Below are 17,365 nucleotides of genomic sequence, written 5' to 3' on the forward strand. Positions count from 1 at the left end.
ATTTGAAAGGATTTTATAATGAAACAAGTTTATTTTGACAATGCGGCAACTACTCCCATCCGTGATGCTGTTATTGATCGTATGGTCGAAGTTATGCGCTCACAATATGGCAACGCATCATCTACGCATAGCATGGGACGTTCTGCGAAATCGTTATTGGAAAGGTCCAGAAAATCCATCGCTTCATTTTTCAATGTCAATGCTTCAGAAATCGTGTTTACTGCAGGAGGCACGGAAGCCGATAATTTGGTTTTGTATAGTGCTGTTAGAGATTTGGGGGTTACCGAAATTATCACCAGCAAATTGGAGCATCATGCCGTCTTACATACAGTAGAGCATCTTCAAAAGAAATTTGATATTGCCATTACCTACGTTAACTTACTTGACAATGGCATGATCGATTTAACAGATCTTGAACGCCTGCTGCAATCACCAAATAAAAAACTGGTCAGCTTGATGCATGTCAACAATGAAATTGGCAATAAACTAGATCTCAAAAAGGTTGCAGAGCTTTGTAAAGCGAATGACACTTTATTTCATAGTGATACCGTGCAATCTATTGGCCATTATAAATTGGATCTACAAGCTATTCCTATCGATTTTTTGGCGGCAAGTGCCCATAAGTTCCATGGGCCAAAAGGAATTGGTTTTGCTTTTATCCGAAAAGGTTCTGGCATCAAGGCATCAATTTTTGGAGGCGAGCAGGAGCGTGGTTATCGCGCTGGTACAGAATCCATTCATAATATTGTTGGAATGGAAGAGGCTTTGAAACTAAGTTATGCCAATTTAGAAAAAGAGCGGTCACAGATTTTGGAATTAAAAACATATTTCATTGAGCGATTGAAAAGCCTATCTGCAAAAATGGCATTTAATGGCAATTGCGAAAATCTGGACGAGAGTACCTACACGTTGATCAATGTATGTTTGCCAATTGCACCTGAAAAAGGAGGGATGCTTCATTTTCAATTGGATTTAAAGGGTATTGCCTGCTCTAAAGGATCTGCATGCCAGAGTGGGAGCAATCAAAACTCCCATGTACTTTCCGAAATTTTGAATGCTGAAAACCTCTTAAAACCTTCTGTTAGATTTTCATTTTCATGTTTTAACACGAAGGAAGAAGTGGACTATGTTATTGATACCTTAAAAGACTTTGTTGAAAATTAGCAATTATATTCTGATTCTTTTGTTTTTGGTGTCCTGCAAAAAAGGACAGGACTATCCAATGGGGCAATTCCCAGTGGCACAAGATCAAGAATCAACAAAGCCAAAAAAATATAGCGCAAAAAAAATCGGCGATACGTTGGATGTTTTTAATGATGTTTATGTGTTTTATAATAAAAACATCGGCAATGTTTCTGGTCGAAACTTAACCAAAGAGGGTTATAATCTGGGTTTAAAATGGCAATGTGTAGAATTTGTCAAACGCTATTATTACGACCATTTAAATCATAAGATGCCCAACAGCTACGGTCATGCGAAAGATTTTTTCAATCCCGCATTGAAGGATAACCAAATGAATAAGGATAGAAATTTGGTGCAATTTACCAATGGCAGCACATTGAAACCCGAGGTGAATGACCTGATTGTATTTGACGGCACTATCTTGAATCAGTACGGACATGTGGCCATCATTTCTAAAGTGAACAAAAATTCGATTGAAGTGGTGCAACAGAACGTTGGTAAAGAGTCGAGGGAAGAATTTAAGCTAGGTTTTAAAAATGACAAATGGACTATCGGGGATTCTAATGTCTTGGGATGGTTGCGAAAAACTGATTGATAAATAGAACGTAGACCTGGCAGTTCGTTCAGCCGGGTGACACTGATTTTATTCCCATCAGTAGATTTTAATACCCTGTGAAGCCTGCCTCGATAGAAAAGTCAATTCCTTGTAAACATCTCAGAACCTCATAGAAACCCTCACGTTAAACACCCGTGGACTCAAATAATTTGGAATCGCATATTGGCGTTTGCTATACACGTCTCTTACCCAAGTATTGGTAATTGAGTTTTGGACATCAAACATATTAAAGACCTCCACACCGATGGTCAGCTCTTTAAACGCGTTTTTCCACTTGGCATTATGGGTTTTGTTGCCGTCCACAATCACATAAGAAAAGCCGACATCAGCACGCTTATAATCACGCAATCGGTTTTGGTACTCATAAGGATCGGCATAACTTGGAGAGCCTCCTGGAACGCCGGTGTTGTAAACCAAATTCAGGTACACCTTTAACTCAGGAATGTTGGGGACGTAATCTTGAAACAACACTCCAAATTTTAATCGTTGATCGGTGGGTCTTGCAATATAGCCCTGCTTTTCAATGTTCTCTTCGGTTTTTAAATAGCCAAAACTGAACCAGGATTCGGTGCCAGGAACAAATTCACCATTCAGCCTCAAATCCACACCGTAGGCATAAGCTTTGGCGTTATTGGTGGCACGATATCTAATTCTCACATTTTCCAAAGTGTACGGATTGACATTTGTCATATGCTTGTAGTAGGCTTCAGAAACCAACTTGAAAGGTCGGTCCCACATTTTAAAGCTGTATTCATTGCCCAAAACAAGATGCAACGATTTCTGGGCCTTCACATCTGGTCTTACTGTACCTGAAGAATCTCTAAGTTCTCTATAAAAAGGAGGTTGGTAATACACACCGCCGGCAAGCCTGAAAAGCATGTCTTTATTCCAATCAGGTTTGATGGCAAACTGTGCGCGAGGGCTAAAGACAGTCTGTGATTTACTTTCAATGCCATCACCGTTTACTGTCCAATTATGCGCTCTCACACCAAAATTGTAAAACACCTCATTATTGCCCAATTCTGAACGCTTGCTCCACTGTGCATAAGCTTGAAAGCGGTCAATTTGAACATAATTGGTAGCTCTAATATTTTGAAAAGCGACTAAGGGTCCTTGGTAAGGTTGATATGGTTGGTCATTAAAAAAACCTTGTTTTGGCGGATTGATGGAAAAACCTGCAGAATCTATCACTTCCCATTCCACTAAACGGTCCCGGATATCTTCGTGAGTATACTTTATAGACCATTCAAATGTATTATCGTCCATTTGGTAATCTCCTTTGTGCTCTATGGTCGTAATGAGAGCATCCAAATCGTTTCTGGCGTGGGTGAGTTGGGAGCCGATGCCTTCACTAAATTCGACTTCACCTAAATTTTCATCCCCAATATTACTGTTCACTTCTCCCAAACGGTATTGTGCCAAAATATCAAAATACTCCTCTTCTGTAGTATGGTAGGTGGAAGCAATCAGTTTTAGGGTCAGATCTTCGTTGGCAAAATAATTGGCCTTAAAAGCTCCAAAATAGGTGTTATAAGCATCTTTTTCCTGGCCTTCATAATAGACCAATAAAGCCATCGGGTCCGCTAAAGTTCCAAAATTGGTCTGCCGGTTTTGTGGTTGAAAATTGTATTTATTACTTGATATATTTCCTAAAAAATCGACCTGGAATTTATCCGTAAACTTATAGGTCAAATATGTTTGTATATCAGCAAATACGGGCATTACATTACCTTCGGTTTCCAAGGAATTTAGCACCAAACTATTATCTCTATAGCGCAAGCCAATAATCCCTGATAATTTAGAGTCTTTTGATACCGCTTCTGCAGAAATACTTCCGCCTAATAAGGAAATGTCTGCATTGATGCCGAATTTTATAGGATTTCTGTAGGTGATGTCCAAAACGGATGACAGTTTATCGCCATACTTGGCCTGAAAACCGCCAGCTGAAAAATCGACGTTTTGAACTAAATCCGTGTTGACAAAACTCAGGCCCTCTTGCTGTCCGGATCTCACTAAAAAGGGTCTGTAGACTTCAATTTCATTGACATAAACGAGGTTTTCATCAAAATTGCCCCCTCGAACTGAATATTGTGTGCTTAATTCGTTGGAGATATTGACCCCAGGCAAGGTTTTTAAAATATTTTCCACCCCTGGTTGTGCACCTTTAATGGTACGGATCAAGGCAGGAGGGATTGTAGTCACACCTTCTACAGATTGGCGCTGGTTGCCATGAATGACTACCGTTGCAATTTGTTCGACGTTTAAATTCATCACAGGATTAAATTCTACGGTCTGCCCATTTTTAAGATTGAATACCGCAACAATGCGTTTGTAGGCAATATGGGTGAATTCGACAGAAATATCCTTGTGAATTGAAATTTTCAACTCGTAAAAACCATTATCATTGGTTGTCGTACCTGTTTCATCAGCTTTAATACTGACGTTGGGTATGGGGATATTGGCATCATCCAAAATAATTCCTTTAATAGTCGCGGTTTGTGCCCATCCTAGAAAAGGTAATATCAATAGAATGAGGCGTACAAGGTGAAAATATGGTTTCAAATGGTTGGTGTTTTATTTTCTAAAAAAGGTGGCTTCAAATGTAGAACTATTTCCAACATTATCCGTGACAACAAGTTTCAATTCGTTTTTAGTATCGTTAACCACATTGTCATTAAAATCGAAGGTCAAGGTATTGGTTTTATATTCATACTCCATTAAAACCCATTTGCCGTTAATGGTGGCCCTGTAATTACTGATTCCCGAAAGATCATCTGTGATTTTAAATTTAAGATAGCGGTAATTGCTCAACCATTTTTTATCCTGAAAATTAAGAGCAGAAATTTTTGGGCCTTGGGTATCCATTACCAAGGCGTAGGTTCCTAAAGCATTTGACGATGCTGTCAATATCTTGTTCTCAAGTCGTTTTGTGTTGAGGTAACTCGGGTATTGTTTGTTTCCAATAAGTTCTGCTATATAGAGCTTGTCTATATCTGAATCTTTATAATTACTGACATCATATTGTATGGTCACATTCTTTTGAAGCGGGATAATATCCTTATGCAGATAAACAGTGTCATTACTTACCTTAAAATCTATAAAAGCATCTTCATAAAAGCTGTTTGCAGGAATAAAAACGTTGACATTTTTTTCGTTTAGATTGGTAGGTTGCTCTGCAAAAATATAAGTCTTGTTGGTATTATCTACAGACAAAGGTGGTTTTGACATTTTTTTCCCATTAATAGGTACTGTTACCCATGTTTCGTTGCCGTGGAAATCCGTAATTCTAATTTTATACACTGAAGCCGTGCTGTCTGCCACTTTAACATAGCCATCATTGTCAAGATCTTTATAGAGGCTAAGAACATTTCCTTTTTCTACAAACAGTTTTTGGATTCTACTTCGTCTTGTTTTATAGAGTTCATAATCAAGGAACCTGTTGATATGTCGTGTTTCACTGAATGAAAATCGGTTAAAATCCATTTCAAACTTTTTATGACCATTAAAAAAAGTCTGCAACCCATTGATGCCATTTTGATTGACCGCTAAATCCTGTTGGTCGTAGCTAATAACGCCAAATCCTATGGTGCCGTAAGCATCGATACTTTCTACATTGTAATCTTTGTTTTTGTTTCGGATAAGACGAAGTTCGACTCGCCCGTTTTTGCCATTTACAAATGAGTTTTCGTCTTTGGTGTAAGCGTAAATGCCAGAAACGAATGGAGGTTTCCTATCTTGGACATCCAAACCAAAAAGTAATGGATTAATGGTTCGCTCTTGTTGGTCGCGGATTTCAAAATGCAAATGTGGCCCGCCAGAGCTCCCCGTATTTCCAGAGTAGGCAATTATCTCGTCGGCATTGACTTTCAACTCATCAACGGCAGGAAACATTTCAACCTCGTAGGATTCTTGTTGGTATTGCTTAGCTTTAACATAAGCCTCGATGGTGGGCGCATAACTTGACAAATGGCCATATACACTGGTATAACCATTAGGATGGGTGATATAGATGACTTTTCCATAGCCATAATGCGATACTTTGATGCGACTCACATAGCCTTCGGCAATGGTATAAATATTAAGACCTTCCCTTTGTTGGGTTTTAATATCGAGTCCAGCATGAAAATGATTGGTACGCAACTCCGCAAAAGTACCCGAAGGAATTATTGGGATATCCAATGGACTTCTAAAATAATCAGTCGGATATTCCACTTGGGAGAAAGCAAACGTCGATAGAAAGAGGGAAACATAAAGAAATTTCATAGCATTATTTGAAAGGCTAAAAATATTAAAAAGTACTTAAAGCGCCTAAAGTTATGATGACTTAAAGTAAGAAGTTCTGAAAGTTGTTTTGTTTGATGAGCAAGTGAATACAGATCAACTTGTTTTTGTCATTTTAGCAATACGATTGACGTGGATTTGAAGTGCTTAGGGCGTTTTATCTCACGAATGACTTATTTTTTCAAAATTTATGATAAAACAATTGTGATTTTTGTTTATGTATGTTAACTTTGTTTCATCAGTATTGAAATTTGTAAATGAGTAAAGTTGAAGATATTGTTGATTCTTTAGAGAATAAAATCAGCAAAGTTTTACATAAACAAGAGGTTTTAAAGCAAACCAATGAGAAACTTTCTGAAGAATTGGCCAGTTACCAACAGAAAATTATTCAGCAGCAAGAAGAATTGAGTTCTTGGGTTGAAAAATATGAGGCCCTCAAAATTGCAAATTCAATGTTGGGCAGTGATGAAAATAAACGAGAGACAAAGCTCAAGATAAATACATTAATAAAAGATATAGATCATTGTATAGCACAATTATCTCAATAATGTAAGTGTAGTATTCAATGTCAGAACAGCTAAAAATTAAGCTTTCCATAGCTAACAGGGTATATCCCTTAACAATTGCACCTGAACAGGAAGAAGGATTGCGAAAAGCTGCTAAGAAAATTGAATCTATGATCAGTCAATTTGAGCAAAATTATTCCGTAAGGGACAAGCAAGATGTTTTAGCCATGTGTGCTTTACAGTTTGCTTCCCAGGTGGAACAAAAAATGATAGATAAAGACCATGTCAGTGAAGAAGTCACAAATAGATTAACCGCTTTAGACGATCTTCTTCATTCACATTTAAGCTCTTAACGTTCTTTTAAATAAATAGGTTACTGCCTACATTAGTTATTTTTTTTGATAAACTCAACGTTAATTCTTTAAAAAGGGTGAGTTTAAGTTGTAAAATCGAGCTGCCTTTGAGCAGATTTTTGATCAGCTTGTTAGCCCTAAACTTGTTTTTAAGGGGTTTATACAAAATTCGAAACTGATGTAGGCTTTTTTTTTTGGCTAAACGATACCTCATTTTTGATGGGTGTTTGGTCGAACTGATTCCGTCTTATCGCGGGATATTTGAATTATTTCAAATTTTTTTAAACTAAACTAAACATGGAAACGGATACAATTTTAATAATTGTTAGTTGCTCAGCATTGGGCATATTGCTGGGATATATTATAGCAAAGGCACTTGAAAAGAACAATGCTTCAAAAATAATCAAAAATGCAAAGGAAGAATCAAACTCAATAATAAGACAAGCCAATGCCGAAGGAGAGGCTATTAAAAAGGACAAGCTTCTTCAGGCAAAGGAAAAATTCATTGAATTAAAATCAGAGCACGAAAAAATTATTCTTGCCCGTGATAAAAAACTGGCAGAAGCCGAAAAAAGGACGCGTGACAAAGAATCTCAAGTGTCCAATGAACTTGCTAAAAACAAAAGGCTATCGCAAGAAATTGAGGAGAAGATCAAGGATTATGATTTCCGACTGGAATTTTTAGAGAAAAGGAAGGAAGAAGTCGATAAGGCACATAAGAGCCAGATCAGACAACTTGAGGTAATCTCAGCCTTATCAGCTGAGGAGGCTAAATCTCAACTTATAGAATCCCTTAGACAAGAAGCCAAGTCTGATGCTATGGCTTATATTCAAGAAACCGTTGAAGAAGCTAAACTAACGGCACAACAAGAAGCTAAGAAAATTATTATTAACACCATACAGCGTATTGGCACGGAAGAAGCCATTGACAATTGTGTTTCGGTATTTAACATTGAATCTGATGATGTTAAAGGCCGTATCATTGGTCGTGAAGGGCGAAATATTCGAGCTATCGAAGCCGCAACTGGTGTTGAAATTATTGTGGACGACACGCCAGAAGCTATCATTTTATCCTGTTTTGATTCTGTAAGACGTGAAGTAGCGCGCTTGTCACTTCATAAATTGGTGACCGATGGAAGAATCCATCCGGCTAAAATTGAAGAGGTAGTCCAGAAAACACAAAAGCAGATAGAACAGGAGATTATCGAGGTTGGAAAACGCACGGTTATCGATTTGGGAATTCATGGATTACATCCAGAATTGATCAAACTGGTGGGACGAATGAAATACCGTTCCTCATACGGTCAGAACTTATTACAGCATTCACGTGAGGTAGCAAAACTTTGTGGCGTGATGGCTGCAGAACTAGGATTAAATCCGAAAATAGCAAAACGTGCTGGACTGCTTCATGATATTGGAAAAGTTCCTGATTCTGAAGTCGACATGGAAACGCCTCACGCCATCCTAGGAATGCAATGGGCGGAGAAATATGGTGAAAAACCAGAAGTATGCAATGCTATTGGAGCGCATCACGATGAAATCGAGATGACCACCTTACTCGCGCCAATCATCCAAGTGTGTGATGCCATCTCTGGAGCAAGACCAGGCGCAAGACGTCAGGTTTTGGATTCTTATATCCAACGATTGAAAGATCTGGAAGATGTGGCCTTTGGGTTTAATGGTGTAAATAAGGCATATGCTATCCAAGCAGGACGTGAATTAAGAGTGATGGTTGAAAGTGATCGTGTTTCTGATGAGCAGGCAGCTAATCTGTCTTTTGAGATTTCTCAGAAAATTCAAACGGATATGACATATCCAGGACAGGTTAAAGTAACTGTAATACGCGAAACAAGAGCAATCAATATTGCAAAATAAAGTATATTAAAATAAATTGAAAGAGTCTGGCGGCATGTCAGACTCTTTTGTTTTTGGCGTAAATTGTAAAAGAAGTGCCTACACCTACTTTACTATCTACTGTAATACGACCTCCAAAACTTTCAATTTGATTCTTTATTAGATAAAGACCTATGCCTTCTGAATCATTATTATGATGGAAAGTTTTGTACAATCCAAAAATATCATCGCCATATTTCTCCAAATCAATTCCCATCCCATTATCTGATATAATAAGTTTGAATTCCTGTTTGTCGTAAGCACAATCAATTGAAATCACAGGATCTCTATCTGGGTGTTTATATTTAATCGCATTGGACAATAGGTTTTGAATGATGCTTTCAAAATAAGAGTTGTTATAATACAGGAATAACTTTTTGCTGATATTGTTGTGTATCGTTGCATTGTTTTCTGAAATCACATAATGAAGAAGATCGAGAATATGGTTGATTTCCTTGGCAATAAATATTTTTTTAACCTCTTTGGATTTACTGTTCTGTACGTGTACAACCTCATTTAGATTGGCGATGGTCTTTGTTAAACATTGAGAAAGCGTTTTTAAGTGCCCCATAATTTCTTCCTTTTCGTTCGGATCATCGGATTCATAATAAAAGTCCATTAGGCTTTCAAAATTAGCTGTGTGCTGTTTGAGGTTGTGCGTCACTATGTAGGCAAAATTCTTAAGCTTATTGTTGTGCTCGGTTGCAATAATCAGAGCGTCATTGACAGATTGCTCCTGTTGTTTTTGTGTAGTGATATCGATGTGCGTTCCAATGATTCTTTTGGGGGCATTGTCTTCATCCCATTCTACAATCCTTCCTCGATCGCGTATCCACTTATATGAACCGTCATCACACAGCACGCGGTGTTCATTTTCATACATAGGCTTCAGACCCTTTAAATGATCTTGAAAATCTTGAAAGTATTTCTCTTTATCTTCGGGGTGGACTCTATTATTCCATGCGTTGACATCATTTCCAAAAAACGGATCTGAAACACCAAGTATTTTCTTTGAGCCTTCTGAAAAGTAAACACGATTTAAAGCTGCATCAAATTCCCACATGCCTATACCGGAATACTCGAGAGCTAATTGCCATTTGAGATCATCCACAAAGGTTGAATTTAAGTTGAGTTTTGGTAATCCCGATCTAAGTGAAGTCATATCTATAGATTTAGTTTTAAAACTACTTAAGGTTGTTAACCAACTTTGTGGGGAAGTTTGGCTGACCTTTAAAATGCTATTAAAGACTTTTGTCAGGGAACTATAACTAAAGTTATGAAATTTTTTACAGTTATTAAAATATTTTTAGCAGGCTTGACCATATAAGTCCTACGAGTAGATGATTTTTTAAGGATCCAACGGTTTGTTTCAAACAATATTGATTGAATAATGTGCAGTTTAGACAAGAATTGAGCACAAGAATTTTCAGATAGGGGTTGGCAAATAACATATGAATTGTGTTAGCGCCTTGGATGGAATTTGTTGAGCACCTCCTTTAAATGAGTTCTGTCAACATGCATATAGATTTCTGTGGTAATAATACTTTCATGGCCAAGCATAAGTTGAATGGCTCTTAGATCAGCTCCGTTTTCCAATAGATGAGTTGCAAATGAGTGTCTAAAAGTATGAGGGGAAATCGTTTTATTAAGTTTTATTTTTTCGGCCAGCCTTTTGATAATCGTAAAAATCATCGCTCTTGATAACTGTTTGCCTTTGTGATTTAAAAAGAGTGTGTCGTTAAACTCCTTTTGGACTTTTATTTTGGATCGTACTTCGTCCTTGTAAATCGTAATATACTTTTGTGTAGAATTGCCAATTGGAACAAAGCGTTGTTTATCGCCCTTACCCGTTACTTTTATGAATCCTTCATCAAAGAAAAGATCTGAGATTTTAAGATGAGTCAATTCACTGACGCGCAAACCACAACTGTATAGGGTTTCCAAAATGGTTCTATCGCGCTCACCAATCCTGATGCCATTATATTCTCTCGTAAGGTCAACAGCGCCAATGAGATTGTTGATATCGTCCAAGCTGAGGGTATCAGGCAATTTGCGACCAATTTTGGGCGATTCAATATGATCCAAGGGGTTGATTTCCCGATAATCCTCAAATACCAGGTAACCGAAGAAACTTCGCAATCCAGAAATAATCCGCGCCTGAGACCTGGCGTTGACATTTTTAGAGGTCTCATATATAAACTGCTGTATAGCATTATGGTCAATGGCAATTGGGGAGATGGCCATATGGTGATTTTCTAAAAAACTAATCAGTTTCTTAATATCATAAGCATAATTGGCAATGGAGTTTTGCGACAAACCACGTTCAATCTTCAAATAGTGTTGGTAATCATCTAAAGCGTCATGCCACTTCATCAATAGAACTTTTTTAACAAAATATGGTATAGGACATCGGGTTTCCAAGATTCCCAATACAATGATACTATTTTAGAAGTAAAAACTGCATAAAACAAGGTAGTGAAATCTAAGATTTTAAAAAGACTTGCCTCATGAGGTTTCTTTAAGATTTCTAAAAGGAGGGATCAGTTTAACAAAAATACTAATGAGCTCCTAAGTTCGCCGATAGAAATAGACATTTATTGAAAATTATATAGATTGAAATATTATAAATTTAAAAATAGATAACTTATGAAAAAAATAATATTTATAGCTACGTTGGCAGTTTTTGGATTCAACCTGAGCAATGCTTAAGACCTCTATTTCAGTCTAAAAGGCAGTCTTAACCTCGCAACTTTTACGGATGATGATTCGGCTGAAGCAATGGGGATGACCTCTTATCATGTCGGAAATGTGGTCAATATTGGAATTACAGAAAAATTTTCAATTTAACCAGAAGTGATTTGCTCTGTTCGGGGTGCGGGTTCTGATTTGGGAGATTTCAGATGGAATATATTTATGTCCCTATACTCGCCAAAATTATGATAATTGACGGATTAAGCCTTGAGGGATCGCAGATTGGATTTTTTGACATCTTCAAAATTAGAGAATGAAGATATTAAAGACTTTGTCAAGAAAACCGATTTCAATGCAGTTTTAGGATTAAGAAAAATGTTGAATGGCGGTTTAAATTTTGCTGTACGCTATACTTCTGGATTATCAAATATTTCTAATAGCAACCTTGACGTAGATGTTGAAAATGTTGTATTAGAACTTTCAATAGGGTATATGTTCTAAATGAAAACCTAGTTATCCACAAATTACATGGGTGTTTAGTAGCTGTTTTTGAAGAGTTGTTAATAACTTACATCATAAGTAGATGATAATAAGTGTTTTGAGTTTGTTCTGTTGATATCATTGTTAACAACTCAAGAATTGTTTTTTTATCCGATAAAAGTCCTTAGTTTGTACGTTTATCTTTAAACTTAAAATTTTAAAAAATGAAAAACCTAATGGTAATGGCTGCTTTTGCAGTTTTTGGATTGTTTAATGCTAATGCATAAGAGGTAACTTTTGGTGTTAAAGCGGGGTTAACTTTGCCAATTTCAGTGGAGATGATGCCGATAATCTTGATGGAAGGACAGCTTTTCACGTTGGAGGTGTAGCCAATTTTGGAATTTCCGAACTCTTTTCTGTTCAACCAGAACTCTTGTATTCAGCTCAGGGTGTAGAGCAAACTTTTGAAGGTGTTACAGGTAAAGTACAAGTTGATTACCTTAATTTGCCGGTTTTGACTAAATTTATGATAGCTGACGGTTTAAGTATTCATGCAGGCCCACAAGTTGGTTTCCTATTATCTGCCAAAGCCAAAGGTGGTGAAGAGACCATGGATATTAAGGACGAACTTAAAGGAACCGATTTTAGTGGTGTCCTTGGCTTAGGTTATCAAATGGACTCTGGATTGAATTTCGGGGCACGCTACAATTTAGGATTCAGCAATATTGCAGATTCTGGCGAGGCTGACTTAAAGAATAATGTCTTCCAAGTTTCAGTTGGATTTATGTTTTAAAAATCAACATCATAGATGATAATTAGAAAAAACCGGAGCTCAGTCTTCGGTTTTTTTGTGCTCTAAAGTCAGAAATATAAAGAAAAGTTAAAAACTTTCGATTCCCGTTAAACCCTGTTAATCTTTAATAATGTAAGTGGATGCCTACTTATATTTGTAATTCAATTTAAAAACAAAAGACATGAAAAATTTATTTTTAGTAACAATGATAGGCCTTTTTAGCGCCACATCCATTTATGCGCAATCAGATGACACTACTATTCAGTTTGGTGTAAAGGGAGGGGTTAACCTAGCCACGATTACCGGAGATGATGTTGGTGATCTCGATTCAAGAACAAGTTTTCATTTAGGATTATTTACGGAAATTCCGTTAAGTGAACGTTTTTCGTTCCAACCGGAAGTATTGTATTCAAGTCAAGGCTTTTCAATTAGCGATCAAGCAGACTATAAATTGGACTATATCCAAGTCCCTTTAATGGCTAAAGTTTATATAGTCAAAGGCTTATATGCAGAGGCAGGACCGCAGTTTGGTTTTAAGGCTAAAGAGGAAGTTGACTATGAATCGGGTTCTACCGGAGGAGAAATCGAGTTTGATCCTGATGATTCCGTTGTGAAAAACTTTGATACTAATTTGGCTTTAGGAGCTGGTTACAAATTTGACAATGGAGTGTCGCTTTCTGCGAGATATAATCTTGGTTTGACGAGTATGATTAAGGATGATGCGCCATTTATCTCAGATAGAGATGTTAAAAACGCTGTTTGGCAATTTGGGATTGGATTCTCATTTTAAGAGCAATCCAAACACTATCAACAACATAGAAACCGAAGCAAATGCTTCGGTTTTTTTTATACGAAAAAGTTTGCTGAAAACATCAGTAAATACACCGATTTTAATTTTTTTCATCTGAAAAATCGGCTTATCATTGCAGTCTCAAATTTATTAAAAACTTAAAATTTAAAGAAATGAAAAAACTTATGTTAATGGCTGCGTTTGCAGTTTTTGGATTATCAAATGTTAATGCGCAAGATGAGCATGATCATGGACCTATTCAAAAAGGAAAATGGTTAATCGAAATCAATACGGGGTCGTATGCGACAGGAAGTACGGCTTTCTCTTTAGCCTCTTCTGATGGGGAGACCCAATGGTCAGTTGGTGCTGAAGGAGGTTACTTTGTTATGGATAACCTAGCGCTTAAAGCTGGATTTGGATATCAAGATTATGGTAGCGGCGATTTAACTTCATTTGCATATAAAATTGGTGCAAAATACTATATTGCTGATAAATTTCCAGTTGGTGTAGATTTTACAGGTGTAAGTTATTCTGAAGGGAACATTAAAGATCCTTCTTATGTTGGTGTTGAAGGTGGTTACGCTTGGTTTATTTCACCTAAAGTAAGTATCGAACCTAAAGTTCGCTATAATATTTCAACAAATGATACTTATGATGATGCTTTCCAAGCTTTGATAGGGTTTGCAATTCATTTATAAGAATTAATTTTAATATTGAAAAAAGGGAGCCAAAGGCTCCTTTTTTTGTGCCTAAAACTTTCATTTTGTTTAAGTCTTTCTTTATGCTCTATTTTTAATACTTTTATCCTATGAAAAAACTGATCATCATCAATGGCCCAAATCTGAACTTATTGGGCACCAGAGAACCTGATGTATACGGGAGTCTCTCTTTAGTAGAGTTTTTGGATGCAATAAAATCCAAATACCCCAAGATTGAAATCGACCATTTCCAATCAAATATCGAGGGTGAACTGATTTCAAAATTACAGGAGGTGGGTTTTAGCTATGATGGAATCATCTTGAATGCAGCAGCCTATACGCATACTTCCGTTGGCATTGGAGATGCCGTAAGAGCGATCACTACGCCGGTTGTTGAAGTCCATATTTCAAACACGTTTGCCCGCGAAGATTTTAGGCACCAATCCTACATTGCACCAAATGCAAAAGGTGTAATTGTTGGATTTGGACTGCAGAGCTATGAGTTGGCCATCCAAAGTTTTATAAATGAGAAATAGCATGTTCAAATATTTTTTGATGTTGTTTTTTATAGGCAGCAGTCCTTTTGTCATACAGGCTCAGGATTCAATGGCAAGTTTTGGTATTAAAGGTGGATTGAACATCACTTTTTTCAATGTAGATCAACAAAATTTGGGGTCTTATCAAACATCAGAAACCGGCTTCTATGCTGGTGTTTTTGTAGAAACTCCAATTGATGGATTTTTGGCGATCCAACTTGATGCACTTTATATTTCAGTGGGCGATTTCAACTTTATGAATGTTCCTCTCTACGCAAAGTATGAAGTGGCTCATAACTTGCACTTAATGGCAGGACCGAGTTTTAATTACTTCTTCGATTTTTTCACGAATAAAGTGAAGATAGGTGTAGATCTCAGTTCAAGTTATACGATTACTAAATCTTTGGACGTACATATAAAATATGCGTTGGGCATTGATGAACTAGCCCCAAATGGACTCTTTTTTGGAATGGGACTAAAACTCTGATGGGTGATCTAAAAAGCGAATCCGACAGTAATACCGAATACAAATCCAAATTCAGTTTCATTCTCCACAAGCGCCAAGCCAGGTCCAGCGTATGGATCAATTGTCAATACATCCCAAGCTAAAAACTGATGTCCAATGAGGGCATCAATCTCAAAACCGAACGTATTATCTTTTACTCCTAATCTATTGCTGCTATTGGATTCTGCATAGATGGCCAAAATCCTTGGTCCGACATGAAAGCCTTTTGGAGCCAAATCAGAAATATAATAGCGTCCTTGTATTGAAAGACCATAGACATTAATGCCCGATTCTGATCCGAAGCCAACGCCAACCTCAAATGATCTTTTATCTTCTATATTGAACTCATAACTGAGTTGATAAAAATTATAATCAGAGAGAAATCCTAAATCTGTTTTGATGACTGCTTTTTTCTCTTGAGACATCATATTCAATGCAGACATCATCACTATGATAACAAGTAAATTTCTCTTCATATTTTTAATATTGACACAAAAAAAACGATTCCTTGCGATGGAATCGTTTTTTTAATGTTTATTCTGATTTGCACTTCATTCTTCAAGCTTAGTGCTTCCAACTTATAAGTGAATCACTTCACCATAAGCCGCAGCTACAGCTTCCATGACCGCTTCACTCATGGTTGGATGCGGATGCACTGTTTTTAGAACCTCATGCGCAGTTGTCTCTAATTTGCGCCCTAAAACGGCTTCTGCTATCATATCCGTCACACCGGCACCAATCATATGGCAGCCGAGCCATTCACCATATTTGGCATCAAAGATCACCTTTACAAAACCTTCTGTAGCTCCAGAAGCGCTTGCTTTTCCAGAAGCAGTGAATGGGAATTTACCAACTTTAATATCGTAGCCTTTTTCTTTAGCCTGTTTTTCAGTCATCCCGACACTCGCAATTTCAGGAGTGGCATAAGTACACCCAGGGATGTTGCCATAATCTAATGGCTCCACATTCTGACCTGCAATTTTTTCTACACATAAGATGCCTTCTGCGGAAGCAACGTGAGCCAAAGCCTGTCCCTCAACAACGTCACCAATGGCATAATAGCCCGGAATGTTGGTTTGGTAGTAATTGTTGACCAAAATTTTATCTCTGCCCACGGCAATACCAACATCTTCCAAACCAATGTTTTCAATGTTCGATTTGATTCCAACCGCAGAAAGAAGAATATCTGCTTCAAGTGTTTCTTCGCCTTTTGCGGTCTTTACAGTGGCTACAACTCCTTTGCCAGAAGTATCTACCTTAGTGACTTCAGAAGACGTCATGATTTTAATACCACTTTTCTTGAATGATTTTTCCAATTGTTTTGAAACCTCTTCGTCTTCGACAGGAACAACATTTGGTAAAAACTCGACAATGGTCACATCGGTGCCCATAGAATTGTAGAAATAGGCAAACTCCACGCCAATGGCGCCAGAACCTACCACAATCATCTTTTTAGGCTGCTCCTTTAGCACCATGGCTTCTCTGTAACCGATCACTTTTTTGCCATCTTGTTTTAAACTTGGCAATTCTCTAGATCGTGCTCCTGTAGCAATGATGATATGATCGGCACTGTATTCCTTTCCATCAACATCAACTTTCTTTCCAGGTTTAAGCTTTCCAAAACCTTCAATAACATCAATTTTATTTTTTCTCAATAAAAACTGAACACCTTTGCTCATTCCTCCAGCCACGTCCCGACTGCGCTTTACAACCGCAGAAAAGTCTTTGTCAGCTTCCTTGACAGAAAGGCCATAATTTTCAGCATGCTTAAGATATTCAAACACTTCTGCCGATTTTAATAAGGCTTTTGTTGGGATACAACCCCAATTCAAACAAACACCACCAAGACTTTCTTTTTCAATAATAGCAGTTTTGAAACCTAATTGTGATGCTCTAATAGCAGTTACGTAGCCACCAGGACCACTTCCAAGAACAATGATATCGTATTTACTCATGTGAATTTTTTAATCGTGATTAGAAGCTACGAAGTTACAAAAAGTATATTTCAAATTGCAAATTACCAAATCCAAATATGGTAATA

The 17,365-nt window shown here is 37.3% G+C and carries 17 protein-coding genes, 1 other RNA gene and 1 pseudogene; 12 read left to right on the forward strand and 7 right to left on the reverse strand.

From position 1 onward, the window contains the following. Positions 1–18: 18 nt before the first annotated feature. Together G6N06_RS04510 and G6N06_RS04515 are read left to right on the forward strand one after the other, a co-directional pair. Entirely contained in the window at positions 19–1,164 is a 1,146-nt protein-coding gene (locus G6N06_RS04510) for a cysteine desulfurase family protein (protein WP_163514875.1), read from the forward strand. Continuing rightward, the gene (locus G6N06_RS04515) at positions 1,154–1,777 is read left to right on the forward strand and encodes a CHAP domain-containing protein (protein ID WP_240337974.1); all 624 of its coding nucleotides are present in this window, start codon (positions 1,154–1,156) and stop codon (positions 1,775–1,777) included. Before G6N06_RS04510 ends, G6N06_RS04515 begins: the two co-directional genes overlap by 11 nt. 120 nt (positions 1,778–1,897) lie before the next feature. On the opposite strand, the gene G6N06_RS04520 is transcribed toward G6N06_RS04515, so the two are convergent. Together G6N06_RS04520 and G6N06_RS04525 are read right to left on the reverse strand one after the other, a co-directional pair. After that, positions 1,898–4,360, reverse strand: a complete 2,463-nt coding sequence (locus tag G6N06_RS04520) for a TonB-dependent receptor (RefSeq protein ID WP_163514876.1) — start codon at positions 4,358–4,360, stop codon at positions 1,898–1,900. Between the two features lie 12 nt (positions 4,361–4,372). Beyond that, positions 4,373–6,061 (reverse strand): M23 family metallopeptidase, encoded by a 1,689-nt coding sequence (locus G6N06_RS04525; RefSeq protein ID WP_163514877.1) that lies wholly within the window; start codon positions 6,059–6,061, stop codon positions 4,373–4,375. Between the two features lie 275 nt (positions 6,062–6,336). Between G6N06_RS04525 and G6N06_RS04530 the strand changes: the two genes are divergently transcribed. From G6N06_RS04530 to rny, 4 genes are all read left to right on the forward strand, one after another. Next, on the forward strand, positions 6,337–6,627 hold the full coding sequence (locus tag G6N06_RS04530) for a coiled-coil domain-containing protein (RefSeq protein WP_163514878.1): 291 nt from the start codon (positions 6,337–6,339) through the stop codon (positions 6,625–6,627). A 17-nt stretch (positions 6,628–6,644) separates the two neighbouring features. Beyond that, the gene (locus G6N06_RS04535) at positions 6,645–6,938 is read left to right on the forward strand and encodes a cell division protein ZapA (RefSeq protein WP_163514879.1); all 294 of its coding nucleotides are present in this window, start codon (positions 6,645–6,647) and stop codon (positions 6,936–6,938) included. 52 nt (positions 6,939–6,990) lie between these two features. Then, a non-coding RNA gene (gene ssrS / locus G6N06_RS04540) (6S RNA) lies at positions 6,991–7,098 on the forward strand. Between the two features lie 137 nt (positions 7,099–7,235). Next, positions 7,236–8,813, forward strand: a complete 1,578-nt coding sequence (gene rny, locus G6N06_RS04545) for a ribonuclease Y (RefSeq protein WP_163514880.1) — start codon at positions 7,236–7,238, stop codon at positions 8,811–8,813. Positions 8,814–8,850: 37 nt separating this feature from the next. Here the strand turns inward: rny and G6N06_RS04550 are convergent, their stop codons facing one another. Both G6N06_RS04550 and xerD read right to left on the reverse strand, forming a co-directional pair. Beyond that, on the reverse strand, positions 8,851–9,993 hold the full coding sequence (locus G6N06_RS04550) for a sensor histidine kinase (RefSeq protein ID WP_163514881.1): 1,143 nt from the start codon (positions 9,991–9,993) through the stop codon (positions 8,851–8,853). Between the two features lie 299 nt (positions 9,994–10,292). Beyond that, entirely contained in the window at positions 10,293–11,204 is a 912-nt protein-coding gene (gene xerD, locus G6N06_RS04555; protein ID WP_163514882.1) for a site-specific tyrosine recombinase XerD, read from the reverse strand. Between the two features lie 585 nt (positions 11,205–11,789). Here xerD and G6N06_RS04560 point away from each other — a divergent pair. Beyond that, on the forward strand, positions 11,790–12,023 hold the full coding sequence (locus G6N06_RS04560) for a hypothetical protein (RefSeq protein ID WP_163514883.1): 234 nt from the start codon (positions 11,790–11,792) through the stop codon (positions 12,021–12,023). Between the two features lie 196 nt (positions 12,024–12,219). Here the strand turns inward: G6N06_RS04560 and G6N06_RS19830 are convergent, their stop codons facing one another. Then, positions 12,220–12,426: a hypothetical protein gene (locus G6N06_RS19830; RefSeq protein ID WP_240337975.1), complete on the reverse strand. Its 207-nt coding sequence runs from the start codon at positions 12,424–12,426 to the stop codon at positions 12,220–12,222. On the opposite strand from G6N06_RS19830, the pseudogene G6N06_RS04565 reads away from it, so the two are divergent. The 5 genes and pseudogenes from G6N06_RS04565 to G6N06_RS04585 form a co-directional block, all read left to right on the forward strand. Next, positions 12,373–12,795: pseudogene (locus G6N06_RS04565) on the forward strand (porin family protein); the annotation flags it as partial. The gene G6N06_RS19830 and the pseudogene G6N06_RS04565 sit on opposite strands and share 54 nt — an antisense overlap. A gap of 181 nt (positions 12,796–12,976) precedes the next feature. Beyond that, complete coding sequence (locus tag G6N06_RS04570; RefSeq protein WP_163514884.1) at positions 12,977–13,585, forward strand: porin family protein; 609 nt, start codon at positions 12,977–12,979, stop codon at positions 13,583–13,585. Positions 13,586–13,758: 173 nt separating this feature from the next. Beyond that, positions 13,759–14,283 (forward strand): hypothetical protein, encoded by a 525-nt coding sequence (locus G6N06_RS04575; protein WP_163514885.1) that lies wholly within the window; start codon positions 13,759–13,761, stop codon positions 14,281–14,283. A 110-nt stretch (positions 14,284–14,393) separates the two neighbouring features. Further along, a complete protein-coding gene (gene aroQ / locus G6N06_RS04580) occupies positions 14,394–14,819 on the forward strand; it encodes a type II 3-dehydroquinate dehydratase (RefSeq protein WP_163514886.1) in 426 nt (141 codons plus the stop codon). A 1-nt stretch (position 14,820) separates the two neighbouring features. After that, positions 14,821–15,306, forward strand: a complete 486-nt coding sequence (locus G6N06_RS04585; RefSeq protein ID WP_163514887.1) for a porin family protein — start codon at positions 14,821–14,823, stop codon at positions 15,304–15,306. An 8-nt stretch (positions 15,307–15,314) separates the two neighbouring features. Here G6N06_RS04585 and G6N06_RS04590 read toward each other — a convergent pair whose 3' ends face one another. Further along, positions 15,315–15,800, reverse strand: coding sequence for a hypothetical protein (locus G6N06_RS04590; protein WP_163514888.1), 486 nt, complete (start codon positions 15,798–15,800; stop codon positions 15,315–15,317). 102 nt (positions 15,801–15,902) lie between these two features. Continuing rightward, entirely contained in the window at positions 15,903–17,279 is a 1,377-nt protein-coding gene (gene lpdA, locus G6N06_RS04595; RefSeq protein WP_163514889.1) for a dihydrolipoyl dehydrogenase, read from the reverse strand. Between the last annotated feature and the right edge of the window lie 86 nt (positions 17,280–17,365).

This window comes from Gelidibacter japonicus (genome assembly GCF_010725055.1).
GTDB lineage: Bacteria > Bacteroidota > Bacteroidia > Flavobacteriales > Flavobacteriaceae > Gelidibacter > Gelidibacter japonicus.